24 protein-coding genes, 1 other RNA gene and 1 pseudogene are annotated in these 24,269 nt (G+C 73.4%); 10 read left to right on the top strand and 16 right to left on the bottom strand.

Annotated features, from left to right (window positions below):
- Nucleotide 1 precedes the first annotated feature (1 nt).
- From efeB to ACZ4SF_RS04220, 3 genes are read left to right on the top strand one after another with little or no spacing between them, the layout of a single operon-like run.
- Nucleotides 2-1,261 carry an iron uptake transporter deferrochelatase/peroxidase subunit gene (gene efeB / locus ACZ4SF_RS04230; RefSeq protein ID WP_468377939.1) on the top strand — a complete coding sequence of 420 codons (1,260 nt, stop codon included), beginning with the start codon at nucleotides 2-4 and terminating at the stop codon, nucleotides 1,259-1,261.
- A gap of 3 nt (nucleotides 1,262-1,264) precedes the next feature.
- Entirely contained in the window at nucleotides 1,265-2,137 is an 873-nt protein-coding gene (gene efeU, locus ACZ4SF_RS04225) for an iron uptake transporter permease EfeU (protein ID WP_468377936.1), read from the top strand.
- Nucleotides 2,097-3,089 (top strand): SCO2278 family lipoprotein, encoded by a 993-nt coding sequence (locus ACZ4SF_RS04220; protein ID WP_468377933.1) that lies wholly within the window; start codon nucleotides 2,097-2,099, stop codon nucleotides 3,087-3,089. The genes efeU and ACZ4SF_RS04220 overlap by 41 nt, the downstream gene beginning before the upstream one ends.
- 15 nt (nucleotides 3,090-3,104) lie before the next feature.
- Here the strand turns inward: ACZ4SF_RS04220 and ACZ4SF_RS04215 are convergent, their stop codons facing one another.
- The 5 genes from ACZ4SF_RS04215 to ACZ4SF_RS04195 form a co-directional block, all read right to left on the bottom strand.
- Complete coding sequence (locus ACZ4SF_RS04215; protein WP_468377931.1) at nucleotides 3,105-3,845, bottom strand: bifunctional DNA primase/polymerase; 741 nt, start codon at nucleotides 3,843-3,845, stop codon at nucleotides 3,105-3,107.
- Nucleotides 3,846-4,067: 222 nt separating this feature from the next.
- Nucleotides 4,068-4,682 carry a TetR/AcrR family transcriptional regulator gene (locus tag ACZ4SF_RS04210; protein ID WP_468377927.1) on the bottom strand — a complete coding sequence of 205 codons (615 nt, stop codon included), beginning with the start codon at nucleotides 4,680-4,682 and terminating at the stop codon, nucleotides 4,068-4,070.
- A gap of 31 nt (nucleotides 4,683-4,713) precedes the next feature.
- On the bottom strand, nucleotides 4,714-5,691 hold the full coding sequence (locus ACZ4SF_RS04205) for a small ribosomal subunit Rsm22 family protein (RefSeq protein WP_468377924.1): 978 nt from the start codon (nucleotides 5,689-5,691) through the stop codon (nucleotides 4,714-4,716).
- 337 nt (nucleotides 5,692-6,028) lie between these two features.
- On the bottom strand, nucleotides 6,029-7,198 hold the full coding sequence (locus ACZ4SF_RS04200; RefSeq protein WP_468377921.1) for a serine hydrolase domain-containing protein: 1,170 nt from the start codon (nucleotides 7,196-7,198) through the stop codon (nucleotides 6,029-6,031).
- On the bottom strand, nucleotides 7,150-8,439 hold the full coding sequence (locus tag ACZ4SF_RS04195; protein ID WP_468377919.1) for a multidrug effflux MFS transporter: 1,290 nt from the start codon (nucleotides 8,437-8,439) through the stop codon (nucleotides 7,150-7,152). The genes ACZ4SF_RS04200 and ACZ4SF_RS04195 overlap by 49 nt, the downstream gene beginning before the upstream one ends.
- A 203-nt stretch (nucleotides 8,440-8,642) precedes the next feature.
- On the opposite strand from ACZ4SF_RS04195, the gene ACZ4SF_RS04190 reads away from it, so the two are divergent.
- Nucleotides 8,643-9,401, top strand: a complete 759-nt coding sequence (locus ACZ4SF_RS04190; RefSeq protein WP_468377915.1) for an SDR family oxidoreductase — start codon at nucleotides 8,643-8,645, stop codon at nucleotides 9,399-9,401.
- Between the two features lie 264 nt (nucleotides 9,402-9,665).
- Here the strand turns inward: ACZ4SF_RS04190 and ACZ4SF_RS04185 are convergent, their stop codons facing one another.
- Together ACZ4SF_RS04185 and ACZ4SF_RS04180 are read right to left on the bottom strand one after the other, a co-directional pair.
- Nucleotides 9,666-10,952, bottom strand: coding sequence for a D-alanyl-D-alanine carboxypeptidase family protein (locus tag ACZ4SF_RS04185; protein WP_468377911.1), 1,287 nt, complete (start codon nucleotides 10,950-10,952; stop codon nucleotides 9,666-9,668).
- A gap of 289 nt (nucleotides 10,953-11,241) precedes the next feature.
- Complete coding sequence (locus ACZ4SF_RS04180) at nucleotides 11,242-11,568, bottom strand: nuclear transport factor 2-like protein (protein ID WP_468377908.1); 327 nt, start codon at nucleotides 11,566-11,568, stop codon at nucleotides 11,242-11,244.
- A 128-nt stretch (nucleotides 11,569-11,696) separates the two neighbouring features.
- Between ACZ4SF_RS04180 and ACZ4SF_RS04175 the strand changes: the two genes are divergently transcribed.
- Nucleotides 11,697-12,251, top strand: a complete 555-nt coding sequence (locus ACZ4SF_RS04175; protein ID WP_468377905.1) for a DoxX family protein — start codon at nucleotides 11,697-11,699, stop codon at nucleotides 12,249-12,251.
- Nucleotides 12,252-12,290: 39 nt separating this feature from the next.
- A complete protein-coding gene (locus ACZ4SF_RS04170; RefSeq protein ID WP_468377903.1) occupies nucleotides 12,291-12,629 on the top strand; it encodes a MazG-like family protein in 339 nt (112 codons plus the stop codon).
- 34 nt (nucleotides 12,630-12,663) lie between these two features.
- Here the strand turns inward: ACZ4SF_RS04170 and ACZ4SF_RS04165 are convergent, their stop codons facing one another.
- The 5 genes from ACZ4SF_RS04165 to ACZ4SF_RS04145 all read right to left on the bottom strand — a co-directional run bounded on the left by ACZ4SF_RS04165 (nucleotide 12,664) and on the right by ACZ4SF_RS04145 (nucleotide 15,830).
- Nucleotides 12,664-13,206 (bottom strand): NADPH-dependent FMN reductase, encoded by a 543-nt coding sequence (locus tag ACZ4SF_RS04165; protein ID WP_468377900.1) that lies wholly within the window; start codon nucleotides 13,204-13,206, stop codon nucleotides 12,664-12,666.
- A gap of 44 nt (nucleotides 13,207-13,250) precedes the next feature.
- On the bottom strand, nucleotides 13,251-14,231 hold the full coding sequence (locus ACZ4SF_RS04160) for a tyrosine-protein phosphatase (protein WP_468377897.1): 981 nt from the start codon (nucleotides 14,229-14,231) through the stop codon (nucleotides 13,251-13,253).
- Nucleotides 14,232-14,347: 116 nt separating this feature from the next.
- Nucleotides 14,348-14,752, bottom strand: an RNA gene (rnpB, locus tag ACZ4SF_RS04155) — RNase P RNA component class A.
- Between the two features lie 147 nt (nucleotides 14,753-14,899).
- A complete protein-coding gene (locus tag ACZ4SF_RS04150; protein WP_468377895.1) occupies nucleotides 14,900-15,421 on the bottom strand; it encodes a TetR/AcrR family transcriptional regulator in 522 nt (173 codons plus the stop codon).
- Nucleotides 15,414-15,830: a DUF4260 family protein gene (locus tag ACZ4SF_RS04145; protein ID WP_468377893.1), complete on the bottom strand. Its 417-nt coding sequence runs from the start codon at nucleotides 15,828-15,830 to the stop codon at nucleotides 15,414-15,416. Before ACZ4SF_RS04145 ends, ACZ4SF_RS04150 begins: the two co-directional genes overlap by 8 nt.
- Nucleotides 15,831-16,062: 232 nt before the next feature.
- On the opposite strand from ACZ4SF_RS04145, the gene ACZ4SF_RS04140 reads away from it, so the two are divergent.
- Complete coding sequence (locus tag ACZ4SF_RS04140) at nucleotides 16,063-16,167, top strand: MerR family DNA-binding transcriptional regulator (RefSeq protein ID WP_468377891.1); 105 nt, start codon at nucleotides 16,063-16,065, stop codon at nucleotides 16,165-16,167.
- Nucleotides 16,168-16,274: 107 nt separating this feature from the next.
- Here the strand turns inward: ACZ4SF_RS04140 and ACZ4SF_RS04135 are convergent, their stop codons facing one another.
- A complete protein-coding gene (locus ACZ4SF_RS04135; protein ID WP_468377889.1) occupies nucleotides 16,275-17,726 on the bottom strand; it encodes an RNB domain-containing ribonuclease in 1,452 nt (483 codons plus the stop codon).
- Nucleotides 17,727-17,800: 74 nt separating this feature from the next.
- On the opposite strand from ACZ4SF_RS04135, the gene yaaA reads away from it, so the two are divergent.
- Both yaaA and eda read left to right on the top strand, forming a co-directional pair.
- Nucleotides 17,801-18,583: a peroxide stress protein YaaA gene (yaaA, locus tag ACZ4SF_RS04130; protein ID WP_468377887.1), complete on the top strand. Its 783-nt coding sequence runs from the start codon at nucleotides 17,801-17,803 to the stop codon at nucleotides 18,581-18,583.
- Between the two features lie 127 nt (nucleotides 18,584-18,710).
- Nucleotides 18,711-19,373: a bifunctional 4-hydroxy-2-oxoglutarate aldolase/2-dehydro-3-deoxy-phosphogluconate aldolase gene (gene eda / locus ACZ4SF_RS04125; protein WP_468377884.1), complete on the top strand. Its 663-nt coding sequence runs from the start codon at nucleotides 18,711-18,713 to the stop codon at nucleotides 19,371-19,373.
- Here eda and ACZ4SF_RS04120 read toward each other — a convergent pair.
- The 3 genes from ACZ4SF_RS04120 to ACZ4SF_RS04110 are packed head-to-tail and all read right to left on the bottom strand — an operon-like array spanning nucleotide 19,345 to nucleotide 22,397.
- Nucleotides 19,345-20,775, bottom strand: a complete 1,431-nt coding sequence (locus ACZ4SF_RS04120) for a bifunctional RNase H/acid phosphatase (protein ID WP_468377882.1) — start codon at nucleotides 20,773-20,775, stop codon at nucleotides 19,345-19,347. The two genes, eda and ACZ4SF_RS04120, sit on opposite strands and share 29 nt — an antisense overlap.
- A gap of 16 nt (nucleotides 20,776-20,791) precedes the next feature.
- On the bottom strand, nucleotides 20,792-21,535 hold the full coding sequence (locus ACZ4SF_RS04115) for a zinc ribbon domain-containing protein (protein WP_468378312.1): 744 nt from the start codon (nucleotides 21,533-21,535) through the stop codon (nucleotides 20,792-20,794).
- A gap of 13 nt (nucleotides 21,536-21,548) precedes the next feature.
- Nucleotides 21,549-22,397, bottom strand: coding sequence for a Nif3-like dinuclear metal center hexameric protein (locus tag ACZ4SF_RS04110; protein ID WP_468377880.1), 849 nt, complete (start codon nucleotides 22,395-22,397; stop codon nucleotides 21,549-21,551).
- A gap of 187 nt (nucleotides 22,398-22,584) precedes the next feature.
- On the opposite strand from ACZ4SF_RS04110, the pseudogene ACZ4SF_RS04105 reads away from it, so the two are divergent.
- Nucleotides 22,585-23,862 (top strand): annotated as a pseudogene (locus ACZ4SF_RS04105) (hypothetical protein); the annotation flags it as partial.
- Nucleotides 23,863-24,269 lie beyond the last annotated feature (407 nt).

Below are 24,269 nucleotides of genomic sequence, written 5' to 3'. Positions count from 1 at the left end.
GATGACCGAGACCCAGGGGAGCAATCCGTCGCGTCGCGCGCTGATCGGCTGGGGTGGTGCCGGGCTCGCGCTCGGGGCCGCCGCGGCCGGCGGTGCCGTGGCGATGGCCAAAACGGGCAACGACGTGGACCCGGTGGCCGCCGAGACGGGCGGCGCGGTGGAGTTCCACGGCACCCACCAGGCCGGCATCGCCACGCCGGTGCAGGACCGGCTCCACTTCGCCGCGTTCGACGTGAAGACCGAGGACCGCGAAGAGTTCGTCCAGATGCTCAAGGACTGGACGGAGGCGGCCCGCCGGATGACCGCCGGCAAGGCGGTCGGCGAGGGCGCGTACGGCGGGCTCGCCGAGGCCCCGCCGGACGACACCGGTGAGGCGCTCGGCCTCAAGCCGTCCCGGCTGACGCTGACCATCGGGTTCGGGCCGTCGCTCTTCGACAAGTTCGGTCTGCGCGACCGGCGCCCGGAGGCCCTGGTCGACCTGCCCAAGTTCCCCGGCGACAACCTCGACAAGTCCCGCACCGGCGGCGACCTGTGCGTCCAGGCCTGCGCCGACGACCCGCAGGTCGCCGTGCACGCCATCCGCAACCTCGCCCGGATCGGCTTCGGCAAGGTCGCCATCCGCTGGTCGCAGCTGGGCTTCGGCAAGACCTCCTCGACCACCCCGGACGCGCAGACCCCGCGCAACCTCATGGGGTTCAAGGACGGCACCCGCAACATCGCGGGCACCGAGACCGACCGGCTGAAGAAGTTCGTGTGGGTCGGCGACGGGGACGGCGACGACGGGAGCGCCTGGATGACGGGCGGGTCGTACCTGGTCGCCCGCCGCATCCGCATGAACATCGAGACCTGGGACCGCACCTCGCTGCAGGAGCAGGAGGACGTGTTCGGCCGGGACAAGCGCGAGGGCGCCCCGGTCGGCAAGGCCAAGGAGCACGACGAGCCGTTCCTGAAGGCGATGAAGCCGGACGCGCACGTGCGGCTCGCACACCCCGACTCCAACAGCGGGGCCACCATCCTGCGCCGGGGCTACTCCTTCACCGACGGCACCGACGGCCTGGGCCGGCTGGACGCGGGGCTGTTCTTCCTCGCCTACCAGCGGGACGTACGCAAGGGCTTCATCCCGGTGCAGCGCAACCTGGCGGCGATGGACGCGCTGAACGAGTACATCCAGCACGTGGGTTCGGCGGTCTTCGCGGTGCCCCCGGGCGTCCGGGACTCCGGCGACTGGTGGGGCCGCACGCTGTTCGCGAAGGAGGCGTAGCCCGTGTTCTCCAACTACCTGATCGGCCTGCGCGAGGGTCTGGAGGCGTCGCTCGTCGTCTGCATCCTGATCGCCTACCTCGTCAAGACCGGCCGCAGGGACGCCCTCAGGCCGATCTGGGCCGGCATCGGCATCGCGATCGCCATCGCCATGGGCTTCGGCTGCGCCCTGGAGTTCGGCTCCCAGGAGCTGACGTTCCAGGCGCAGGAGGCGCTCGGCGGCTCCCTGTCGATCGTCGCCGTGGGCCTGGTCACCTGGATGGTGTTCTGGATGCGGCGCACCGCCCGGCACCTGAAGTCGGAGCTGCACGGCAAGCTGGACTCGGCCCTCGCGCTGGGCACGGGCGCGCTGGTCGCCACCGCGTTCCTCGCGGTCGGCCGGGAGGGCCTGGAGACCGCGCTGTTCGTGTGGGCGTCGGTGCACGCGGCGAGCGACGGCACCGCCAGCCCGCTGATCGGTGCGGCCCTCGGCCTCGTCACCGCCGTGGTGCTCGGCTGGCTGTTCTACCGCGGCGCCCTGAAGATCAACCTGGCCAAGTTCTTCACCTGGACCGGCGGCATGCTGGTCGTGGTCGCGGCGGGCGTACTGGCGTACGGTCTGCACGACCTGCAGGAGGCGAACTGGGTCCCCGGCATCAACGAGCTGGCCTTCGACATCAGCGACACCATCCCGCCGGACAGCTGGTACGGCACCCTGCTGAAGGGCGTCTTCAACTTCCAGCCGGACCCGACGGTCGTCCAGATCACGGTGTGGGCGCTGTATCTGGTCCCGGTGCTCGCGCTGTTCCTGTCCCCGGTAGGGTTCGCCTCCGGGAAGGGGAAGGTGAAGGAGCCCGATGACCAGGGAACGCAGCCGTCGACGGCTTCGCAGGCGTGACCGCAACGCACTCATAGCGGCCTCGCTGACCGCTTTGTCGGTGACGATGAGCGGTTGTGTGGTGGTGCACGGGGAGCGCGAGGTGCTCCCCGCCGCCACCCGCGCCGAGGCCGCCAAGGCACTCACCGCGTTCACGGACGCGTACAACAGGGCCGACAAGGCCTACGACAGCTCCCTGGACGCGCCCTATGTCACCGGCGCCCTCGCGGACATCGACTCCGCCCGGCTGAAGGCCGGACACACCAACAGCCCGGCCGGCAACGCCGACCACACCCCGCTGACCCTGACGGACGTGAAGATCACGATCCCGAAGAAGGCCGGCTGGCCGCGCTGGTTCGTCGCCGACGCCCAGGGCAACAAGGGCGGCAACGCCCGCTGGGTGCTCGTGTTCACCCGCAACGACCTCGGCGAGCGGTGGCAGGTGGCCTATCTGACGCTCATGGCGCCCGGTACCGTGCCGCAGTTCAGGACGGACGAGGACGGCCGGGCCGAGGCCGTACCGGCCGACACCTCGCAACTGGCCGTCCGCCCGGACGAGTTGAGCAAGACGTACGCGGCCTACCTCAAGAGCGGCGGGAAGACCTTCGCGGACGGCCGCGACACCAGCCGGCTGCGCGCGGACCGCAAGAAGGCGGCCGAGAAACCCGGTCTGGTCCGCCAGTTCATCGACGAGCCGCTCACCCAGGGCGACTACGCGCCGCTCGCGCTGCGCACGGCGGACGGCGGGGCGCTCGTGTTCTTCACCACGCACCACTACGAGAAGCGGACCGCCTACGCGGGCGGCACCGTGCCGGCCCCGAACAAGGACGTGCAGGCCCTCGTCAAGGGCGAGGTCAAGCAGTCCCTGACGCTGGAGTCGATCGCCAACCAGGCCGTACTGGACCCGGCCGGCAGCGGGCCGGTGCAGATGCTGGGGCGGGTCCAGGGACTGACGGCCGCACAGGGCGGATGAGCCGCCGGCGGACCGTCAGTGCTGCAGCGGCCAGGCCGCGCCCTGGTGGGCGGCCTCCGCGCCCGCGTGCCGGGCGCAGGCGTCGGTGAGCGTCTCCAGCAGGGACAGCGGGTCCGGCAGCGGATGCTCCGGACCGTGCACCCAGCGGACCTGACGGTCCTCGTCACCGGGCAGCCGGGCGGGCGGTACGAGGACGTAGGAGCCCCGGCAGTGCCAGCGCAGGCCGGGGTGCTCGTCCATGGTCTCGGGGTGGCAGTCCAGTTCGCAGGGCCACCACTCGTCCTCGTCCTCGGGGGTGCCGCGGGTGAGGGTGAAGAACAGCATGCGGCCGTCGTCGCTCTCGGCGACCGGGCCGACCTCCACACCGGCACCGAGCAGCCGCTCCAGAGCCTCGCGTCCGGCATCCAGGGGCACGTCCAGGACGTCGTGCACCATGCCGGTGGCGGTGATGAAGTTGGCCTGTGGCTGGTGCCGGGCCCAGCGCTCGATCTGGGCGCGGTCGGTGGTGGACTGCGTCTGCCAGGCGAACGACACCGGGTGCCGGGCCGGGGTGGGGCAGCCGATGCGGTCGCAGGAACAGCGGTAACCGGGGGCCGGATGTGCGGCGGGGGCGAGCGGCAGACCCGCGCCGGCGGCAGCGAGCAGCAGGGCCTCACGGCCGTCGTCGACGGCGCCGGCTTCCTTCGGGCGGCGTCCGAGCAGCCATTGGGAGAGTTTGCCCTGCCGGCCGGACCGGCCGCCGAACGTCGCGCTCATCTATCGCCTCAGTCTGGTGGTCGCCTCGCTGGTGTGCGGACAGCATGCCTTATCGTCCCATCTTCTTGTGCTTCGGGGTGCCGTAGGACGGTTCTGCCGGAACAGGAGGAGACGAGCCTCACAACCGACCGAGCGGGTGCTCGCGACCGACCGGGACGGTGCTCACGACCGACCGAGCCGGTGCTCACCAGCGAACGGGACGGCTGGGCGGGCGGGTGGGAATCAACGGGGTGCGATGCCGTGCAGGGCGTATTCGACCAGGGTGTCCGTGTACTCGTACGAGATCGGACCCGTCCGTTGCAGCCACCGCTGCGCAAGCGGCGACACGAACAGCTCCAGCGCGATACGAGGGTCGACATCACCCCGTACCGCCCCGGCGTCCTGCGCGGAGCGCAACCGGGTGACGTACAGCTGAAGCTGCGGTTCGAGCAGTTTCGTCACGAACACCCTGCCGAGCTGCTCGTTGACCACCCCCTCCGCGGCCAGCGCACGCGACGGCACCTCGAAGCGCGGGTCGACCAGCTCGTCCACCGTGGCCCGCAGCACCGCCTTGAGGTCGGCGGCCAGATCACCGGTGTCCGGGATGGCGTACGGCTCCTGCCCCGCCGCCCGGGCAGCCTGCTCGGCGAGGTCCAGGAACGCCTCCAGCAGGACGTCGGCCTTGGACGACCACCACCGGTAGATGGTCTGCTTGCCGACCCCGGCCCGTGCGGCGATGGACTCGACGGTGGTTTTCGGGTATCCGACCTCGCCGACCAGTTCGAGGGCGGCGGCATAGATCGCCCGGCGCGACTTCTCGCTGCGGCGGGTGGCGTCGGGGGCGGGCTTGTTGACCATGGGGTCGAAAGTAACAAGCCGCGAGGGCGGGCTACGACACGGAGCCGTACGGCGGCCAGGCATCGCCCCAGTCGGCGTCCCGGGCCGCCTTGTACAGGTCGCCGTGGCGTTTGGTGACCGTCGTACGGCGCAGCTGCTCATCGGCCTCGCACAGGTCGAGCAGCACCTGGCCCTTGCGGATCTGCGGGCGCCGGACCACGCGGGCGGGGGCGGGCTCGGCCGGGAGGCGGGTGGCGGCGACGTAGGAGAACTTCTCGTCCTCGTAGGCCAGCGAGCCGCCCTTCACCTGGCGGTGCAGGGACGACCGGCCGACCCGGGCGGAGAAGTGGCACCAGTCGGTGCCGGGCACTATCGGGCAGGCGGCGCTGTGCGGGCAGGGCGCGGCGACCCGGAAGCCGGCCGCGAGCAGCCGGTCGCGGGCCTCGATGACGCGCTCGTACCCGGCCGGAGTGCCGGCCTCGACGATCACGACGGTCTGCGCGGCGGCCGCAGCGGTGTCGACCAGGGCGGTCCGGTCCGCCGGGGAGAGTTCGTTGAGGACGTACGACACCGTGACGAGGTCGGTGGCGTCCAGGGTGAGGTCCGCTCCGATCCGGGCGCGCCGCCAGCGGGCGGTGGCGAGGGCGGGGTTGGCGGCGGCCAGTTCCCGGCCGAGGGCGAGCGCGGGCTCGGCCCAGTCCAGCACGGTGACGCTGCGCTCGCCGGGCCAGGTCGCCGTGACGGCCCAGGTGGCGGCGCCGGTGCCGCCACCGACGTCGGCGTGGCTGCCGGGCGTCCAGTCGGGGACGGCCTCGGCGAACGCCTCCAGCGCGGAGCGGACGGCCTCGAAGGTGGCGGGCATCCGGTAGGCCGCGTACGCGGCGACGTCGGCGCGGTTGCGGAGGATCGGCGCGGTGGTGGGGGTGTCGCCGCGGTAGTTGGCGATGAGCCGGTCCACTGCTGCGGACACCTCCGTGGGGGGCAAGCCTTCGAGGAGCTCGGCCAGTGCGGTGCGGAGGGGGTCGTTCACCCGGTGATTCTATGGCGCCCTGCGCTGCTGGGGGCTCCGCCCCCAGACCCCCGTTCTGCCCACCCGCCCACCCGTCTCGGCCGGCTGAAAAGGCACCGCCGAAGAGAGACCCCCGCCGCCGGCCGCCAAGCGAGGGCACCGCCCGCCAGTCCGGGGGCCAGGGCTCCGGCAGTCTGGGCGCCAGGGCTCTGGCCGGCGGGCTGGGGGCGCTCCGGCCGGCGCTCTGGGGTCAGGGCTCCGCCGGCCGTCCGGGGGGCCGCTTCGTCCGCCAGTCCGGGGGCCAGGGCTCCGGCCGGCGGGCTGGGTCAGGGTTTCTGTGGGGGTGCCGGCGGCGGTGTCAGATCACCGCTCTTGCCAGATGTGTGGCCAGTGCCGCCCGTGGGCCGCTGTCCGGTGGCCGGCGTCTGGGATGGACCGTGTTGGCCAGCAGGATCAGGAAGGTATCGGTCGCCGGGTCGAGGACCAGGGAGGTGCCGGTGAATCCGGTGTGGCCCGCGGCGCCGCGGCCCGCCAGCTCGCCCATGAACCACTGCTGGTCCAGGGCGAAGCCCAGCCCCGGCGGGGTGAACAGCAGTTCCACGAAATCGGGGCCGAGGATGCGCGCGGGACCGTACGAGCCGCCGCAGAGCAGGGCGCGGCAGAAGACGGCCAGGTCGGGCGCGGTGGAGAAGAGGCCCGCGTGGCCGGCGACCCCGCCGAGCGCCCAGGCGTTCTCGTCGTGGACGACGCCCCGCAGCATGCCCCGGTCCGCCCTGGCCCACGGCCGCCGCTGGTCCTCGGTGGCCGCCGCGCCGGGGCAGGGCCCGAAGGCGGTGGCGGTCATGCCGAGCGGCCGCGTGATGCCGTCGTGCACGAGGACGTCGAGGGTGCGGCCGGTGACGCGTTCCAGGACCGACTGCAGCAGGAGCATGTTCAGGTCCGAGTACCGGTAGGTGCCCGGCTCCGCCGTCGGTGCCTCGGCCCGCAGGAGGGCGAGCCGGGCCCTGTCGTCCCGGCAGTCGTACAGCGGGAGTTCGGGGCGCAGGCCGGAGGTGTGCGTGAGCAGCTGTCGCACGGTGATGCCGTAGGCGGCGGCACCCACGAACTCGGGCAGGTAGTAGCCGACCCTGGCGTCCATGCCGAGGGTGCCTCGTTCGATCTGCTGCACGGCGGCGACGGACGTGAACAGCTTGGTGAGGGAGGCGAGGTCGAAGAGGGTGTCGACGGTGGCCGGCACGCGGGCGGCCGGCGGGAGCTCGACGCCGCTGTCGGTCTCGGGGTCGTAGGAGGCGTAGCGCACGGCCCAGCCCGCGGCCTCGGCGACGGCGATCACCGGGCCGCGCCCGGCCAGCACGACGGCGCCGGCCGCCCAGGGGCGCTCGCCGGCGGTCAGCGCCTGTATCCCGCCGACCAGGTGCCCGAGCTCGACCGGGTCGAGTCCGGCCCGTTCCGGTGTGCCGGCGCGCAGTCTCGGTGCGCTCAGTTGTCCTCTCCCTCCGACCTCGCACGTGCGTTCCAGGGACGGCACATTCCCACGAAGCAGGCCGCCGCGACCAGTGCTCCCGCCAGCTGGACCACCGCCATGGGCACGGCGGTGTCCTCCCCGGCGACGCCGACGAGCGGGGAGACGATCGCGCCGACGAGGAAGGAGGAGGTGCCGAGCAGCGCGGAGGCGGAGCCGGCGGCGTGCCGGGTGCGCAGCAGGGCGAGGGACTGGGCGTTGGGCAGGGTGATGCCCATGGCGGACATGAGGACGAACAGGGCGGCGGCGATCGGGGCCAGCCCGACCGCGCCGAAGACGCCCGCCGCCATCAGCAGCAGGGCGGTCGCCGCGAGCACGATCACGACGAGGCCGGTGCCGAGCACCTTGTCCAGGCTGACCCGGCCCACCAGCACCTTGCCGTTGACCTGTCCGGCGATCACCAGGCCGACCGAGTTCAGGCCGAAGAGCAGGCTGAAGGTCTGCGGGGAGGCGCCGTAGATCTCCTGGACGACGAAGGGGGAGGCGGATATGTAGGCGAACAGGGCGGCAAAGGTGAAGCCGCCGGCCAGCATGTAGCCGGTGAAGGGCAGGTCGGCGAGCAGCCCGCGCATGGCGCGCAGGGCCTCCCCCACTCCCCCGCTGTGCCGGTCGCCGGGCGGCAGCGTCTCGGGCAGCCGGAACCGGACGAGGGCGGCGAGAGCGGCGCCGACCACGGTGAGGACGACGAACACGCCCCGCCAGTCCGTCACCCTGAGGATCTGCCCGCCGATCAGGGGCGCCACGATCGGGGCGACCCCGGAGATCAGCATCAGGGTGGAGAAGAAGCGGGCCATGGCCACGCCGTCGTACAGATCGCGGACGACGGCCCGCGCGATCACGATCCCGGCGGCACCCGCGAGGCCCTGCGCCAGGCGGAAGGCGACCAGAGTCTCGACGTTCGGCGCCACCGCGCACAGGGCGGTGGCGAGGACGTAGACGGCGAGGCCGGCCAGCAGCGGCCGGCGGCGGCCCCATCTGTCGCTCATCGGGCCGACCACCAGCTGCCCGAGCGCCATGCCGAGCAGGCAGGCGGTGAGGGTGAGCTGGACGGTGGCGGCGGGGGCGTGCAGCGAGCGGGTGACCTCCGGCAGGGACGGGAGGTACATGTCCATCGCGAGCGGGGGTGTGGCGGCGAGGCCGCCGAGGACGAAGGTGACGAGCAGGCCGGTACGCCGGGTCGCGGCGGTCGACGGCTCGGCGGGGCCGGAGTCCTCCTGCGCTTCCGGTGCCGCCCCGTACTCGGTCATACGTCCCTCCCTCTCGTACCGGATCTCGTACGGACCGGCACCTATGCTCTCAGCTCGCACAGAGTGCCGAAGCACGCACGAGCGAGGGCGGTGCTGTCGACGGAAGGCGTGGTGGCCGGGGAGCGGGGTGGCCGATGCCGATGGCCAACCGCATGGCGGACAGTTGATTCCGCATCGCGGACTCACTGTCTACGCTGCGGAGCATGACCGAGACGCAATCGAAGATCGCGGTGGTGACGGGCGCCGGTTCCGGCATCGGGCGGGCCGTCGCCGTGGAGCTGCTGCGCTCCGGCTGGTCGGTGGCGCTGGCCGGCCGGCGCACCGAGACCCTGGAGGAGACGGCGGCGCCGGCACCGGAGGGCGCCGCCCTCGCCGTACGCACCGACGTGTCCCGGCCCGAGGACGTGGAGGCGCTGTTCGCGGCGACCGTGGAGCGGTTCGGGCGGGTGGATCTGCTGTTCAACAACGCGGGGACCTTCGGCCCGGGCGGTGTCCCGGTCGAGGCGCTGCCCTACGACGCCTGGCGGCACGTGGTGGACACCAACCTCAACGGGGCGTTCCTGTGCGCGCAGGCGGCGTACCGGCGGATGAAGGAGCAGGAGCCGCAGGGCGGCCGAATCATCAACAACGGTTCCATCTCGGCCCACACGCCCCGCCCGCACTCCGTCGCCTACACCGCGACCAAGCACGCCCTGACCGGCCTGACCAAGTCGCTGTCGCTGGACGGGCGGCCGTACCGCATCGCGGTCGGGCAGATCGACATCGGCAATGCGGCGACGGACATGACGGCCCGGATGCAGACCGGCGCGCTGCAGGCAAACGGGGAAGTAGCCCCGGAACCGGTGATGGACGTGGCCGATGTGGCGCGAACGGTGCGACACATGGCCGAACTGCCGCTGGAGGCGAACGTGCAGTTCGCGACGGTGTTGGCGACGACGATGCCGTACATCGGGCGCGGCTGAGCCCGGCTCCGCGCCCCCCACAAGCGGAATTCCAACATCCACGGTATTGCGGCCGGTCGTGGACGTGTGCTCAACTTTTCTCCACCAGAGCTTCACAGTTGACGCACGGTACTCCCGCAGCCACTCCGAGGGGGGAGGCGGCGGCCGTTCCACCGGACCGGAGTTCTGGGGGTGGACCTCGCGGCGACCGCGGGGTACACACCGGTCGGTGGAACGGTCGCCGCACGTAACCGTGCGGCCCGCGTGCTGCCTGCGCGGCACCGGTCAGGCCTCGACCCGCTCAGCCCCTGTGTCCGCCCCGGCGTCCCGCTCCCCACGCTCGGCCCCGGCCGCCGCCCGCACCCTGCGCCGGCGTACGGCCCAGGCCCCTGCTCCTGCTCCTGCTCCTGCTCCTGCCCCCAGCACCGCGAGCGCCGCGGCCGCGCCGCCGGCCACCCGCCACGCCGAGCCGTCCCCGGCGGCCGAGCCGGGTGCGCCGGCCGCCGCCCGCACCGTCCTGCGCCTGGGCTCCGGGCTCGCGCCCCCCTCGCTGAGCGGCTCGGCCAGCCTGCCCACGGCCCGGGCCGAACTCCCGTGCGTGAAGCCCCAGTCGAGCAGCGCGGCGGTCTCCTCGTAGACGGCGTTGCCCCCGGAGTCGGGGTGCATCACGGTGACCAGCAGGGTGCGCCCGCCGCGGGTGGCCGCGCCGGTGAAGGTGTTGCCGGCGTGACTGGTGTAGCCGTTCTTGACGCCGATGAGCCCCTCGTACGTCTTCAGGCCCCACGCCCCGGTGAGCAGGCGGTCGGTGTTCTGGATCTGGAAGGTCTTCTTGCCGCCCGCCGGAAAGTCGGCGGTCTTCGTGCCGCAGTAGCCGCGGAAGTCACCGTCCTTCAGGCCGTGGCGGGCGAAGAGCGTGAGGTCGTACGCCGAGGAGATCTGCCCCTTGTGGTCGAAGCCGTCGGGGCTGACCACACGGGTGTCCAGGGCCTGCAGGTCCTCGGCCCTGGCCTGCATCTCGGCAACCGTCCTCGCGATGCCGCCGTTCATGTGGGAGAGCACGTGCACGGCGTCGTTCCCGGAGCGCAGGAACACGCCCTGCCACAGCTGCTCGACGGTGTAGGTGATGCCTGGCTTGATGCCGACGAGGCTGGAACCGGCCGGGACGTCGGCGAGTTCGGCGTCGGTGACCCGGTGGCGCAGGGTGCGGTCGAACTTCTTCAGCACGGTGTCCGCGAACAGCATCTTGAGCGTGGACGCGGGCGCGAGACGCCGGTGCGCGCCGAACGAGGCGAGCACCTCCCCGCTCGCGCAGTCGGCGACCAGCCACGAGCGGGCGGTGAGTTTCCCGGGCAGTCCGGAGGCACCGCTCACCTGGACCCCGGGGCGGGCCAGACGCTCGCCGCCGATGGGGTTGCCTCCCGGCTCGCGCGAAGCCGAGAGCTCACGGGACGTGGTTGCGACAGCCCCGGCAGCCGGGCCGGCCGCGGCAGCCTCGGTGGCCGTGGAGAGGGGCAGGGCGGCGGCCGTCAGCCCGAGGACGGCACGTCTGCTGAGCCGGGAACAATCACGCACTCGGGGACCGTACACCGGCTCGACCAGGGGTTTGACCAAGGGATGACGTCCTGGCAGGTGAATTTGCCAGCTTATGAAAATCCGATGAGTCACGCCGGTTTCCCGGCTCCCCCACATCTTCTGCCCGGGGCCCGTCGCAGGTTCTTCCCCGGCTTGCGGCCACGCCCGCACAGGGCGCCGAGAACCGTCGGGGAACGGGATGTCCGGCATCAGCAGGAGCGGTACGCCGTCCCGCGTCGGTTCTCGCGGCCACGGCAACCGGTGCGGCCGTGGGGCCCGTCGGGGCCGGTCAGGCCTGCCCGGTCTCGAAACGCGAGATCCGCCCGTCGTCCTCGACGGTGAACGACCACTTGGTGCGCATCTCGCCCCAGGTGTCGTTGCAGTAGCGGGCGAGGACGGTGCGGCCGCCGTCGGACTCGTTGTCGACGTCGATGTGGCCGTGGGACGAGAAGATCTCCCGGTCGATCCAGTCGGCGAGGTCACGGTCGGAGCCGTCGTCGGACATGGTCGCGCCCGGCGCGAGGAGGGACATGAAGCCCTCGCGGTCGTGGGAGTTGACGGCGTTCACGAACGCCCGCACGGCCGGATCGCTGAGCTTGGCTGGCTGAATCGTCATGGCGCCAGATTCACACCGCTCCTCCGGGCCCGCCACCCGAACGCCCTCCAGGACGGGCCCGGGAGTGCGCGGGGTGCGACGCTGGAGACGCGGGAGGGACCTGTCCGCCTGACTTCATGGGAGTCACCGTGAGCTGTTACGACCGACGTGATCTGGGCCTGCTGCTGCTTCGGCTGGGGACGGGCGGAGTGCTGGCCGCTCACGGTGCCCAGAAGCTGTTCGGCTGGTTCGGCGGGCAAGGCCTCGAGGGCACCGGCCAGTTCATGGAGTCCGTCGGATACGCACCCGGCAGGGCGAGCGCGCTGGCGTCGGGCCTGGCCGAGGCGGGCGGCGGCACCCTGCTGGCGCTGGGCCTCGCCACCCCGGCGGCGGGCGCGGCGGCGGCCGGCGGGATGGCGGGGGCATCGGCGGTCCACCTGCCCAACGGGTTCTTCGCCCAGGAGGGTGGCTACGAGCATCCGGCGACTCTGGGCCTGGTCGCGGCCGGTCTCGCCGTCGCGGGCCCGGGCCGGCTCTCCCTCGACGACGCCTTCGGGAACGTCTTCAACCGCGGCTGGATGGTGCCGGCCGCGTTCGGAGTGACGGCGGCGGTGACAGCCTTGGTCATCGGTGCCCGGAACAGACGGGTACGGGCCGGCACGGTGGGCGAGCAGGAAGCGCTGTTCGAGGAGTTCGAGGAGTGACGCGGCGGCGTGTGGCCGCGGCATGGCAGGCTGCGGGGCATGACCGATCAGGACACTGCCGCCGCTCTCTGGGCCACCGTCGACGAACTCTGGTCCCGGCTGGAGGCCAACCGCGTGCACACCGGCCAGGAGGGCGTTCTGCTGCGCGTCCTCAAACTGTCCGAGGAGGTCGGCGAGGTCGCCGAGGCGGTCATCGGGGCCACGGGCCAGAACCCGCGCAAGGGCGTCAGCCACGACTGGTACGACGTACGGGCCGAGTTGTGCGATGTGGCGATCACGGCACTGGTCGCACTGCGCACGCTGACTCCGCAGGCCCGTGAGGTGTTCGAGGGGCATCTGAGGAAGGTGCGGGAACGCCCGCTCGGCCCCCCGGCGTGACCGGCCGGCAGACCTCGCCGAGGACGTCGCCCGTCTACATGGGGGCCGGGACCTCGGCGGCGGCCCGGGTGAGCGCGTCGAGGAGGCCGCTCAGCTCGGCCAGGGTGGCCTGGTCCGTGACCCGGCCGTCGGCGATCTTCAAAGTGGCCTGGGGGACGCGCAGTTGAGCGGGTACCAGGCGGGCCCCCATCACGGTGAGGGTCTCGGCCAGCCAGGCCCTGGCCCGGTCGCCGCCGCTCGCCGCGGGGGACGCGCTCGCCAGGGCCACGGGCTTGCCGTCGACCTCGCCCCCGCCGATCATCCACTCCAGGGCGTTCTTCAGCACGCCCGAGGTGCCGTGAGCGTACTCCGGGGACACGATCAGCAGGCCGTCCGCCGCGCCGACCGCGGCCCGCAGGTCCGCCACGACCCGGGGCAGCGCGGTCGCCTCGACGTCGGCGTCGAAGAAGGGCAGCCGGTCCAGCCCTGGGTCGACGGCGAACTCCCGTGGAGGCAGCGTCAGTTGTGCCGCGGAGCGCAGCACGGCCGCGTTCAGCGAGCCGGATCGCAGACTTCCGCACAGGCCGAGGATCTTCATGCCGCTCAGCGTACGTTCCGGGGGGGGCCGCGCGGTTCTCGGAGTCACCCCACGAGACGGATCCGCAGTCGCAGCAGCGTGGGGGCGTCGAGGCCGAGGCCGTCGGTGAGGAAGTTCCCGAAGCTGCCGTAGTCGTGCGCGGCCTGGTCCCGGAACGCGCCGAGGTAGTCGCCGCTCACCTGCTGGAGCGGGATCAGCAGATCGGGGTTCTGCATGTAGCCGGCCGCTTTCAGCTGGTCCCGCAGGGCCTGGTCCGAGGCGGCCCGCAGCCGGCCGGACAGCAGGTAGTCCTGCTCGGACGTCGACGCGGGAACGCCGACGGCGCGCAGGATCGTGTCGGCGAGGACGCCGGTACGGTCCTTGCCCGCCGAGCAGTGGAACAGCACCGGCTTCGAGGAGTTCGCCACGGCACGGACCGCACTGCCGAGCGCCGCCCGGTTGGCGGGGTTGGTGACGAAGCCCCGGTACAGGGAGATCATCCGCGCCCGTGCCTTGCCGTCCCCGAGGAGCGACTGCTGGTACACGGGGTCCCTGCTGATCACCGCCTGCCCGATGAACGCGTACAGGCCGGTGTCGTCCACCGCGTCCGGCACGGCGGTCACCCCGGCGGGGAGCCTGTCCGTGCCGTCGGCCTGGATCTCCGGCGCGGTGCGCAGGTCGACGACACTGCCCAGCCCGAGTTCCGCCAGCGCGGCCGTACCGTCCGCCGGTATCTTCGCCAGGCTCTCCGACCGGTACAGCACCCCCCAGCGTGTCCTCTTGCCGTCGTAGGTCGCGTATCCGCCGGTGTCACGGGCGTTGACGGTGCCGGGCACGGCGAGGACCCGGCTGGCCGGGACGGCCTGGACGGAACCGTACGCCGGCCGCTCGTGCCGCACCGGCGCGGCGTGTGCGGCATGCGCAGGGGGCGCGGTGTTTGCAGGGGGCGCGGCGTGTGCGGCGTGTGCGGCGTGTGCGGTGACGGGAGCGAGCGAGGCGGCGAGGGCGAGGACGACGGCACCCGCGGTGCGCGTTCTGGATGGCATGCATGTGCCCCTTCCTGGAAGCAGGGGCGGGAAGCTAGCGCGTGGATCTTGAGAGAGGAAGCACGACGGCGCACCCGCACAGCCTGCCGGCCGGCGGGTGCGGGGATGCGGAGGGGCAGACGAGTCGGGCTGTACGCCGGGTTCTGTTCCGAGGGGTCCTCGCGGGCCCCTCGGCGACGGCCATCCATCTAGGACCGGCGTTGCCGCCGGCCTCGTGCGGTCTACCCGCGGACTCGGGCGGGCAGCCCTCGAACGTCCGCGCAGGGCGCTTTTCACGGCGCCCCTCTTGACCTTGCTCCGGGTGGGGTTTACCTAGCTGCCCAGGTCACCCTGGGCACTGGTGGTCTCTTACACCACCGTTTCACCCTTACCAGGGGCCGAAGCCCCGGGCGGTCTGCTTTCTGTGGCACTGTCCCGCGGGTCACCCCGGGTGGCCGTTAGCCACCACCCTGCCCTGTGGAGCCCGGACGTTCCTCGGGAAGCCCCCTAGGGGGACTCCACGCGGCCGTCCGCCCGGCTCGTCTGCCGTGTCGACCATGGTACCGGTCGGACGCCGCGCCGCGGACCGGTGACCGTCGCCGGGGACGGGTCGGCCAGGGATGGGTGCGAACGCGGCCGGCAGCCGTGAGGGCCGGCGGCTCCTCCGGCCTTCCTTGCCGTGCTGCCGCCTAGGGATGCAACGCCTGCAGGCCCCGCTGCCATGCCGCGTTCAGTTCGGCGTCGTCCGGAAAGCGGCCGTGGATCTCCAGGACCACCATGCCGTGGGCGAAGGCCCAGATCGCGCGGGCCAGGTCCAGGTCGCCGGCGCAGGCGCGCAGCAACGGCAGGGCGGCCCGGTCCTCCAGGCCGTCGGGCAGCTCGGCGCGGGGCAGCGGCCGTTCGGTGGCCAGGCAGTACAGGTGGGGGTGGGCGAGGGCGTAGCTCCGGTAGGCCCCGGCGAGTGTCTCCAGTGAGCCGGGGGCACGGGCCTCTGCGGCCTCCAGGGCCTCGGCGGTCTCGCTGAGCAGCTGCGCGACCAGTTCCACTTCCACGGCGTGCTTGTCCGGGAAGTGCTTGTAGAGGGAAGGGGCCTTGATGCCGAGGCGGTCGGCGAGGGTGCGCATGGTGAGGTGGGCGGGCCCGGACTCCTCCAGGAGGTCCCGGGCCGCCGCGACGATCTCCCGTGCCCGCGGGGTGAGCCGGTCAGCCACGCTGGAAGCCCTCCTTGGTGCGCAGTCCGTAGCCGAAGGCGCGATCGTACGAGATGTGGGCGAGCCAGCCGCACAGCGCCGCGAAGGCGGGCGGCCAGTCCACCGGGAGCACCGTGTAGGCGACGGCGAGCGCGAGCGGGACGAGGGCGCGGTGCATGGCGTTGTAGTACGGCACCGCGCGCGGCGCCAGCTGTCCCTTCGCCATGCGGGGAGCCTCGTCCAGCGCGACCAGGAAGGTGAGGTCGGGCAGGACCAGGAAGGCCAGGGTGAGGCCGCCGGCGAGCCAGCCGTGGTTCACGGACTCCAGCACCGCGAATCCGGTCCAGAACAGGGCGGACGCCAGCCAGGCGGCGCGGCGCAGGGCGGTGGTCGTGGTGCGCGGGGTGCTCGTGCCGGCTGACGCGGTCATGGCTGCCTCCGGGGTCGTACGGCGAGCCGGACTGGCTAACGCCGTTAGCTCAACGGTAGGGCTAACAGTGTTAGCCGTCAAGGCCTACCCCGGCCGGTCCGGGCCACGGACGCTCCGGGGCCTGGCCTGTCCGGGGCCTGGCCTGTCCGGGCCAGGGGCGGTCCGGGCCCCGCCGCTCCGGGCCACGAGCGCCCCTTGACCCCTCCGCGACGTCAACGTCTGTACTGGTCGCATGCGGATCGGAGAACTCGCCGCCGCCGTCGGCGTCACGACGCGGACCGTGCGGCACTACCGGAGGGCACGCTCGACCTCGCCGTCGGCTCCCGGACCACGGTGAGCTCGAACTCGACCGGCCCGTCGTCCACACGAGCGTGTTCGGCCGCCGGAAGCGGGTGAGCGTGGTGCGGCTGTACGCCGACGACACCGGCACCCTTGTCCGGGCCCTCAGGCCGCGGTGAACAGGACCTTCGCGCTCCCCGGCTCGGCCCGGGCGAGCCGTACCCGCAGGCGTGCACCGAGCGGCAGGTGCTCGCCCTGGATCCGGCCGATGACCGCCGGGGAGACCAACTGCACGGTCCCCGTGTCCGGCCGGTGCTCGTCCACGTCCACCACGCAGCCGTCGAAGAGGTCCCCGACCCGGTCCTTGAGCAGCGCCGCCTCCACGATGTCGACGCACTCCCGCTCGACCGTGCCCGCGCGGCGGGAGCCGTCCGCCATCTGCCGGGGCAGCGCGTCCAGCCCGGCGAGCACCCAGTCGGGCGGGGCCTGCCCGGCGACGGCGGCGAGGCAGATCTCGGAGGAATAGCGGTCGGCGAGGCGGCGCAGCGGGGCGGTGCAGTGGGCGTAGGGCGCGGCGACCGCCGCGTGGGTGGTGAGCGCGGGCACGGCGCCGTCCCGGAAGACGGTGTAGCCGGCGCCCCGGAACAGCGTGGTGCACTCCTGCAGGAAGGCCGCGTGGCGCGGGTCGCCCGGGTCCAAGGTGCGCAGGAGGGCCGCGTACGACACATGGTGCGGCCAGTCGATGCGCAGGGCGGCCGCGGTACGGCGGAGGCGGGCGACGGCACCGTCCGGGGCGGCCGGGAGGGTGCGCAGGATGCCGGTGCCGTGGGCGAGCATCAGGTCGGCTGCGGCCATGCCGGTGAGCAGGGAGAGCTGGGCGTTCCAGCCGTCGGCCGGGAGCGGGGCACGGTAGGACAGCTCGTACGTGTGGGATCCGTTCCCACCCGCCGGGTTCTCCGTGATCTCCTGCTCGGGCACGCCGAGCGAGATGCCCCCGCGCTCGGCCCCCAGCCGCTGCCTGGCCTCCCCGATCTCCTTGAGCAGCGCGACCGGCTCCTTGGCGGTCCCGGCGTCGATGGCCCGCTGCACGCCCGCGTAGTCCAGCTTGGCGCGGCTGCGGACCAGGGCCCGGCGCACGTCGACGGCGCGCGTGCGGCCCTCCGCGTCCAGGTCGACGGTCCACAGCACGGCCGGCCGGGTCTGCTCCGGCAGCAGGCTGGCGGCGCCCTCGCTGAGCACGGTGGGGTGCAGCGGGACCTTCTCGTCCGGGAAGTACAGGGTCTGCACCCGCCGGTGCGCCTCCGCGTCCAGGGGGCCGCCGGGTACGACGAAGGCGGCGACGTCCGCGATGGCGTACCGGACGCGGTAGCCGTTGCCGTGCCGGGAGAGGTGCGCGGCCTGGTCGAGGTCGGTGGAGGCCGGCGGGTCCAGGGTGAAGAACGGGATGCCGGTGGCGTCGTACGAGGGCAGGACGGGGGCCTTCGCCGCGCGCTCGGCCTCCTCCTGGGCCTGCGGCGGGAAGGCCTCGGCAATGCCCAGCTCGGCACGGAGCCCGGCGAGCGCGGCCCGGAGCGGTGCCTCGGGGGCGCCGGTGGCGCGGATCTTGCGGCACGGCATACAGCGAGCGTAGGCCGGGGCCGCCGGGGCGGCACGCCGTACCCTGGCGCGGAGGTCTACGTAAGGAGTACGTGTTGCTGGTCCTGCTGCCGCCCTCCGAAGGCAAGGCGAACTCGGGCGAGGGTGCCCCCCTGGAGCTGGAGTCGCTGTCCCTGCCGGGGCTGTCCGGCGCCCGGGAGGCGGTACTCGGTGAGCTGGCCGAGCTGTGCGCCGCCGACGAGGAGAAGGCACGCGAGGTGCTCGGGCTGAGCGAGGGGCTGCGCGGCGAGGTCGCGAAGAACGCCGGGTTGCGCACGGCCGGCGCCCGCCCCGCCGGGGAGATCTACACCGGTGTCCTCTACGACGCCCTCGGCCTGGCCACGCTGGACGCGGACGCGCGGCGGCGTGCGGCGGACTCGCTGCTGGTGTTCTCGGGCCTGTGGGGCGCCGTGCGGGTGACCGACCGGATCCCCTCCTACCGCTGCTCGATGGGGGTGAAGCTGCCGGGGCTCGGCGCGCTGGCCGGACACTGGCGGACGCCGATGGCCGAGGCGCTCCCGCCGGCGGCCGCCGACGGCCTGGTCCTGGACCTGCGGTCCGCGGCCTACGCGGCGGCCTGGAAGCCGAAGGGCGAGGTGGCCGGGCGGACGGCGACGGTACGCGTGCTGCACGCGCCGACCCGGAAGGTCGTCAGCCACTTCAACAAGGCGACGAAGGGCCGGATCGTACGGAGCCTGCTGACGGCCGGGGCGGTGCCGCAGGACCCCGCCGAGCTGGTGGAGGCGCTGCGGGGGCTGGGGTACGTCGTTGAGGCGGCGGCGCCCGGCAGGGCGGGCAAGGCGTGGTCGCTGGATGTGCTGGTGGACGAGATCCACTGAGCGGCGGAGGCGAGGAAGGGCCGGCGCGGGGTCGTGGGGCCGCGGTTCGGGGGCCGATGGACGACGCGTCGTTGCAGTGTGCGCAACGCTCATTGCGTGTGGTGCAGCACCTGGGCACGATGAGGGCATGACCTCGCCGCTGCCCTCCTCCTCGGCTGCCTCCGTGCTCGATCTCGCCCCCGTCGTGCCCGTGCTGGCGCTCTCCGACGCCGCCGACGCCGTACCGCTGGCACGGGCGCTGGTGGCGGGCGGGCTGCCCGCGATCGAGGTGACGCTGCGGACGCCGGCCGCGCTGGACGCGATCCGGGCGATCGCCGCCGAGGTGCCGGAGGCGGTGGTCGGGGCGGGCACCGTGATCGCCCCGGAACAGGTAGCCGCGTGTACGGCCGCCGGGGCGCGGTTCCTGGTCAGTCCCGGGTGGACGCGGGCACTGCTGGAGGCGATGCGCGGATCCGGGGTGCCGTTCCTGCCCGGGGTGTCGACCACCTCGGAGGTGGTCGCGCTGCTGGAGCGCGGGGTGCGGGAGATGAAGTTCTTCCCGGCGCAGGCGGCGGGCGGTACGGCTTATCTGAGGTCTCTCTCCGGGCCGTTGCCGCAGGCGCGGTTCTGCCCCACCGGCGGGATCGGCCCGCAGACCGCGCCGGAGTATCTGTCCCTGCCCAACGTCGGCTGCGTGGGCGGGAGTTGGATGGCCCCGGCGGGTGCGGTGGCCGCCGGGGACTGGGGGCGGATCGAGGAACTGGCGCGGGCCGCGGCCGGGCTCAGGGCCGCAGGTGGGACGTGTCGTTGAACAGCCGTACGCTCGCGTTGCCGTCCGCGTAGTACGCCACCGCGGAGAGGGAGGCCGCAGAGAGTTCCATCCGGAACAGGGACTTGGGCGGGGCGCCGAGGGCGAGGCGGACCAGGGTCTTGATCGGGGTGACGTGCGTGACCAGCAGGACCGTGCGGCCGGCGTGGGCCGCGACCAGCTTGTCGCGCGTCGCGGCCATGCGGGTGGCCGTCTCGGCGAAGCTCTCGCCGCCGCCTGTGGGGTGGGCCTCGGGATCGGCGAGCCAGGCGTTCAGGTCGGCCGGGTAGCGGTCGCGGACCTCACCGAAGGTCAGACCCTCCCAGGCACCGAAGTCGGTCTCGCGCAGGCCGTCGTCGACCGTGACGTCCAGGCCGAGGCGGGAGGCGACGACGGCTGCGGTCTCGCGGGTGCGGGCGAGGGGGCTGGCGACGACGGCCTGGATCGTGCCGCGCCGTGCCAGGGCCTCGGCGACACGGTGGGCCTGCTCGCGGCCGGCGTCGGAGAGGGAGGGGTCCGTGCCGCCGCTGCCGGAGAAGCGTTTCTGGGGAGTGAGGGGGGTTTCGCCGTGGCGGAGCAGGACGAAGGTGGCGGGAGCGCCGAGATCGGGGGCGGCGCTCCAGCCGGGGCGCTGCTCGCTCGGCGTGACGGGGGCTGCCCCGCCGGTGCGTGAAGGGCGCGGCTCGCTGGGGGCGGCGTGGGGTGCCCCGCCGGTGCGTGAAGGGCGCGGCTCGCTGGGAGCGGCGTGGGCTTCCGTGCCGGTGCCGGGCACGTGCGGCTCGCTGGGGGCGGTCGGGTGCTGCTCGCTGTGAGGTGCTTCGACGCCGTCCTTTGCCGGTGCCGCCACCGGCCCCGGCGCCGCCGCACGGCCTTCCGCCAGTGCCGCCCGGGCCTTCGCCGCACCGGCCGTCACGTCCCCGGGTGGGCCGGAGGGCTCCCGGAGCGCGCGCGGGGTGCCCAGCTCCGCCCGGGACGCCGACGCGGACCACTGTTCGCCCTTGGCACCTGCGTCCATCGCCTCGTTGGCCAGGCGGTCCGCGTGTTTGTTCTGGTCCCGGGGGATCCACTCGTAGGTGACCTGGTCGGGCGGGAAGACGGACCGTGCCTGCGTCGCCAGGGGCTTCATACCGGGGTGTTTGATCTTCCAGCGGCCCGACATCTGCTCGACGACCAGCTTGGAGTCCATGCGGACGTGGACCGCTGCCGAGGCGTCGAGCGCGTGGGCGGCACGGAGGCCGGCGAGGAGGCCGCGGTACTCGGCGACGTTGTTCGTGGCGACGCCGATGTACTCGGCCGCCTCCGCCAGGGTCTGGCCCGTCGACGCGTCGCGGACCACGGCCCCGTAGCCCGCCGGTCCGGGGTTGCCCCGCGATCCGCCGTCGGCCTCGACGATGAACTCCCGCACCGGCCCCATCCCCTGTCTACAGACCCGACTCCGCCGTACGCACCAGGATGCGGCGGCAGTTCTCGCAGCGGACCACGGTGTCCGGCGCGGCGGAGCGGATCTCGCTCAGCTCGGTGATCGCCAGCTCCTGGCGGCAGCCCTGGCAGGTACGGGCGTACAGCTTGGCCGCGCCGATGCCGCCCTGCTGCTCGCGCAGCTTGTCGTAGAGCTTGAGGAGGTCCGCGGGGACGGAGGCCGCCACGACCTCGCGCTCCTTGGTGGCCGTGGCGGCCTCACCGTCGATCTCCTCGTACGCGGAGTTCCGGCGGCCGGTCGCGTCGTCGATCTTCGACTGGACGGAGGCGACCCGCTCGGTCAGCTCGTTCACCCGCTCCTGTGCGCCCTCGCGGCGCTCCATGACCTCCAGGACCACGTCCTCCAGGTCGCCCTGCCGCTTGGCGAGGGAGGCGATCTCATGCTGGAGGTTGGACAGGTCCTTCGGCGAGGTGACCGCGCCGGAGTCCAGGCGCTGCTGGTCTCGGGCGGCGCGCTGGCGCACCTGGTCCACGTCCTGCTCGGCCTTGGTCTGCTCGCGGGCGCAGTCGCTCTCCTCGGTCTGCGCGGCCACGAGCAGGTCACGCAGCTGCGTGAGGTCCTTCGTCAGCGACTCGATCTCGGCGTGCTCGGGCAGCGACTTCCGCTTGTGCGCGAGCTGCTGCAGGCGGACGTCGAGGGCCTGGACGTCGAGGAGTCGGATCTGGTCGGCGGGCGCGGCGTTCAGTTGGGGGCTCCTGTTAGCTAGTCGTGGTGCTGGGCGCCGCGTGGGCGGTCCAGGGGTCGGTGACCGTCTTGGAGACGTGGACGCGGAGGTCCCAGCCGCGGCGGTCGGAGATCTCGTCGAGCTGGCTCGCGGCCAGCTCGCACCAGGGCCACTCGGTGGCCCAGTGCGCCGCGTCGAGCAGCGCGAGGGGACGTGGGGCGACAGCCCCGAGAAACTCGGAGGCCGGGTGGTGGCGCAGGTCGGCGGTGAGGAAGGCGTCGACGCCGGCCGCGCGGACCTGGTCGAAGAGGCTGTCGCCGGAGCCGCCGCTGACGGCGACGGTACGGACGACCGCCTCGGGGTCGCCGGCCACCCGGATGCCCTGCGCGGTGGCGGGCAGCCGCTCGGCGGCGCGGGCGGCCAGCTCACGGACGGTGAGGGGGTGGTCGAGCTCGCAGACGCGGCCGAGGCCCCGGCGGCCCGCCGGGTCGGTGGGGTCCGGCACGAGGGGGCGTACGACACGCAGGTCGAGGGCTCCCGCGAGGGCGTCGGAGACTCCCGGGTCGGCGCTGTCGGCGTTGGTGTGGGCGACGTGCAGCGCGATGTCGTTCTTGATCAGCGTGTGCACGACCCGGCCCTTGAAGTGCGTGGCCGCGACCGTGGTCGTACCGCGCAGATAGAGCGGGTGGTGGGTGACCAGCAGGTCGGCGCCGAGCTTCACGGCCTCGTCGACGATCTCCTGCACGGGGTCGACGGCGAACAGGACCCGGGTGACCTCCTGGCCGGGGTCGCCCGCCACCGTGCCGACCGCGTCCCAGGACTCGGCCCGCTCGGCGGGCCACAGGTTCTCCAGCGCGGCGATGACTTCAGACAGACGGGGCACGGGCCAAGGCTACCTGGCTGTTCGGCGGGGCTGTACCGCATCCGCCGCGTCTGCCCCCGCTCAGCACACACGCCCCGGTTTCCTCAGGTGAATCGCTTCTGCGCCACCCGTACGTGTGAAGCGGGAGTCGGCCGGTTCCACGCCTGCGCGTGCGAAAACTAGCTTCGTCGCAGGAGGTGACCGAACGATGACGGCCTGTGCGATCGAATCCCCGTCCGCGGACGGGGCCGACGGCGTGCCGGGCGCGGGGTGCGCGATCACGGCGGACGGTGCGTACGCCGCCCGGCTCGCGCCGGCCGGTGACTCCTGGTTCCCGGAGCGCTGGACCCTGGACGGCCCGGAGCCCTATGCGGTGCCGCTGCCCGGCGATCAGCCGGAGGAGCCCGGCACCGAGGTGCAGCCGATGGGGGACGGGCGGGTGCTGATCCACCGGCTGGTGGACGGACGGCACGCCTTCTCGCTGCTGTACCCGACCGGGCCCGGCACCGGCGAGCTGCCGCTGGGCGCGGTGGAGTGCCCGGAGCCCGGCGCCCGGCTGACCCTGCTGCCGCCGGCGCCGGGGGGCGAGCGCGCGTACGCGCTGGCGGCCGGCCCGCGTCGCTGCGTGCTGTGGCTTGTGGCGGGCGGGGCGTTCGGCCCGGAGCGGCTCGCCGAGGTGCCGGGGCGCTGCTCGGGCGGGGTCTGGCTGGACCACGGCGGGCGGCTGCTGGCGCTCGACCGGGAGCTGGGCGGGCACACCAAGACGGTCGTGGTGGACCTGGGGCGCGGCGGGGAGGTCTCGCCGCTGCTGCAGATCGCGGACGGCAGCGACGACCGGCTGCTGCTCGCCGACCCCGACAGCGGACTGCTGCTGATCTCCTCCGACGCGCCCTCCCCCGGGCAGGAACGATTGGGCTGGGGCGTACTCGGCAGCACTCTGCCGGTGCGTTTCCCCGAGTGCCTGCGGGTGCCGGAGTGCGCGGTGACGCCGTTCGCGATCCAGCCGGGGCAGGTGCTGATGCCGGAGAACTGCGCGGTCGGCCTGCGGGTGGACGGGCCGTTCGGCGCCTGGGTGGGCGTCTGGCGGCCGGCCGAGCGGCGGCTCCGTCATCTTCCGGCGCCGGACGGGTGGCTGGCCGGGGCCGGGCTGTGGACGCAGGACGGAGTGCTGCGGCTGCCGTACGCCACAACGGAAACCCCGTGCGGTGTGGCGGAGTTGAGGGTCCCCAGGGGGGAAGCGGGGGGCGCGGGGCCCCTGGTGAGCGGGATTGCCGCGGCTCCGGCCGCGACGGGAGGTGCGGGAGCCGGGGGCGGCAGGGCCGGCGCGGCTGCCATCGAGGCGGGGGGACCGGGGGAGGCAGGGCTGGAGGGTCCGGTCCGGGACGGCATCGCCGGCGGGGCGCCCGTGGCGCCCCCGGCGGCGACGGAACCGGACCCTCCGGAGCCTGCCCCGACCCTGCCGCGTCCGAGCCCGGTCACCGACGCGCGCGAACCGGGCCTGGCCGGCGGGGATTCGACGGCCGGTGGCCGGCAAGTGGTCACGGCCGAACCGAGTGCGGTCGACGGGGGTTCGGCGACCGGCACCTGGCACGTGGTCACGGTCGAACCGGGTGCGCTCGGCGGGGGTTCGGCGGCCGGCGCCTGGCAAGTGGTCGCCTCGGCGGCCGAACCGGGCCTGACCGGCGGGGATTCGACGGCCGGTGGCCTGCAACAGGTCGCGGTCGCGGTCGTGCGGGAACCGGTGGTGGCGCGTCCGGTGCCGTTGCAGCAGGCGCCTTTGGGACGCCTTGTAACGAACTAGTGCCGGTTGGCGTGTGCTCCTGGATTCGGCCCGTGGTGCGCCGGTTACACTCGCCCGGCTGTACGAAAGATCATGTTGACGGGGTGAATACG

This window comes from Streptomyces sp. NPDC027663 (genome assembly GCF_055566415.1).
Note: the sequence above shows the minus strand (reverse complement) of the source record. Positions and strands in the feature narration are given on the sequence as shown.

What these genes read in the sequence shown, in the direction of transcription:
- efeB (WP_468377939.1), top strand. Translation starts at nt 2, where the DNA reads ATGACCGAGACCCAGGGGAGCAATCCGTCGCGTCGCGCGCTGATCGGC.
- ACZ4SF_RS04220 (WP_468377933.1), top strand. Translation starts at nt 2,097, where the DNA reads ATGACCAGGGAACGCAGCCGTCGACGGCTTCGCAGGCGTGACCGCAAC.
- ACZ4SF_RS04215 (WP_468377931.1), bottom strand. Translation starts at nt 3,845, where the DNA reads ATGAGCGCGACGTTCGGCGGCCGGTCCGGCCGGCAGGGCAAACTCTCC.
- ACZ4SF_RS04210 (WP_468377927.1), bottom strand. Translation starts at nt 4,682, where the DNA reads ATGGTCAACAAGCCCGCCCCCGACGCCACCCGCCGCAGCGAGAAGTCG.
- ACZ4SF_RS04195 (WP_468377919.1), bottom strand. Translation starts at nt 8,439, where the DNA reads ATGACCGAGTACGGGGCGGCACCGGAAGCGCAGGAGGACTCCGGCCCC.
- ACZ4SF_RS04190 (WP_468377915.1), top strand. Translation starts at nt 8,643, where the DNA reads ATGACCGAGACGCAATCGAAGATCGCGGTGGTGACGGGCGCCGGTTCC.
- ACZ4SF_RS04180 (WP_468377908.1), bottom strand. Translation starts at nt 11,568, where the DNA reads ATGACGATTCAGCCAGCCAAGCTCAGCGATCCGGCCGTGCGGGCGTTC.
- ACZ4SF_RS04170 (WP_468377903.1), top strand. Translation starts at nt 12,291, where the DNA reads ATGACCGATCAGGACACTGCCGCCGCTCTCTGGGCCACCGTCGACGAA.
- ACZ4SF_RS04165 (WP_468377900.1), bottom strand. Translation starts at nt 13,206, where the DNA reads ATGAAGATCCTCGGCCTGTGCGGAAGTCTGCGATCCGGCTCGCTGAAC.
- ACZ4SF_RS04160 (WP_468377897.1), bottom strand. Translation starts at nt 14,231, where the DNA reads ATGCCATCCAGAACGCGCACCGCGGGTGCCGTCGTCCTCGCCCTCGCC.
- ACZ4SF_RS04145 (WP_468377893.1), bottom strand. Translation starts at nt 15,830, where the DNA reads ATGACCGCGTCAGCCGGCACGAGCACCCCGCGCACCACGACCACCGCC.
- ACZ4SF_RS04140 (WP_468377891.1), top strand. Translation starts at nt 16,063, where the DNA reads ATGCGGATCGGAGAACTCGCCGCCGCCGTCGGCGTCACGACGCGGACC.
- ACZ4SF_RS04135 (WP_468377889.1), bottom strand. Translation starts at nt 17,726, where the DNA reads ATGCCGTGCCGCAAGATCCGCGCCACCGGCGCCCCCGAGGCACCGCTC.
- eda (WP_468377884.1), top strand. Translation starts at nt 18,711, where the DNA reads ATGACCTCGCCGCTGCCCTCCTCCTCGGCTGCCTCCGTGCTCGATCTC.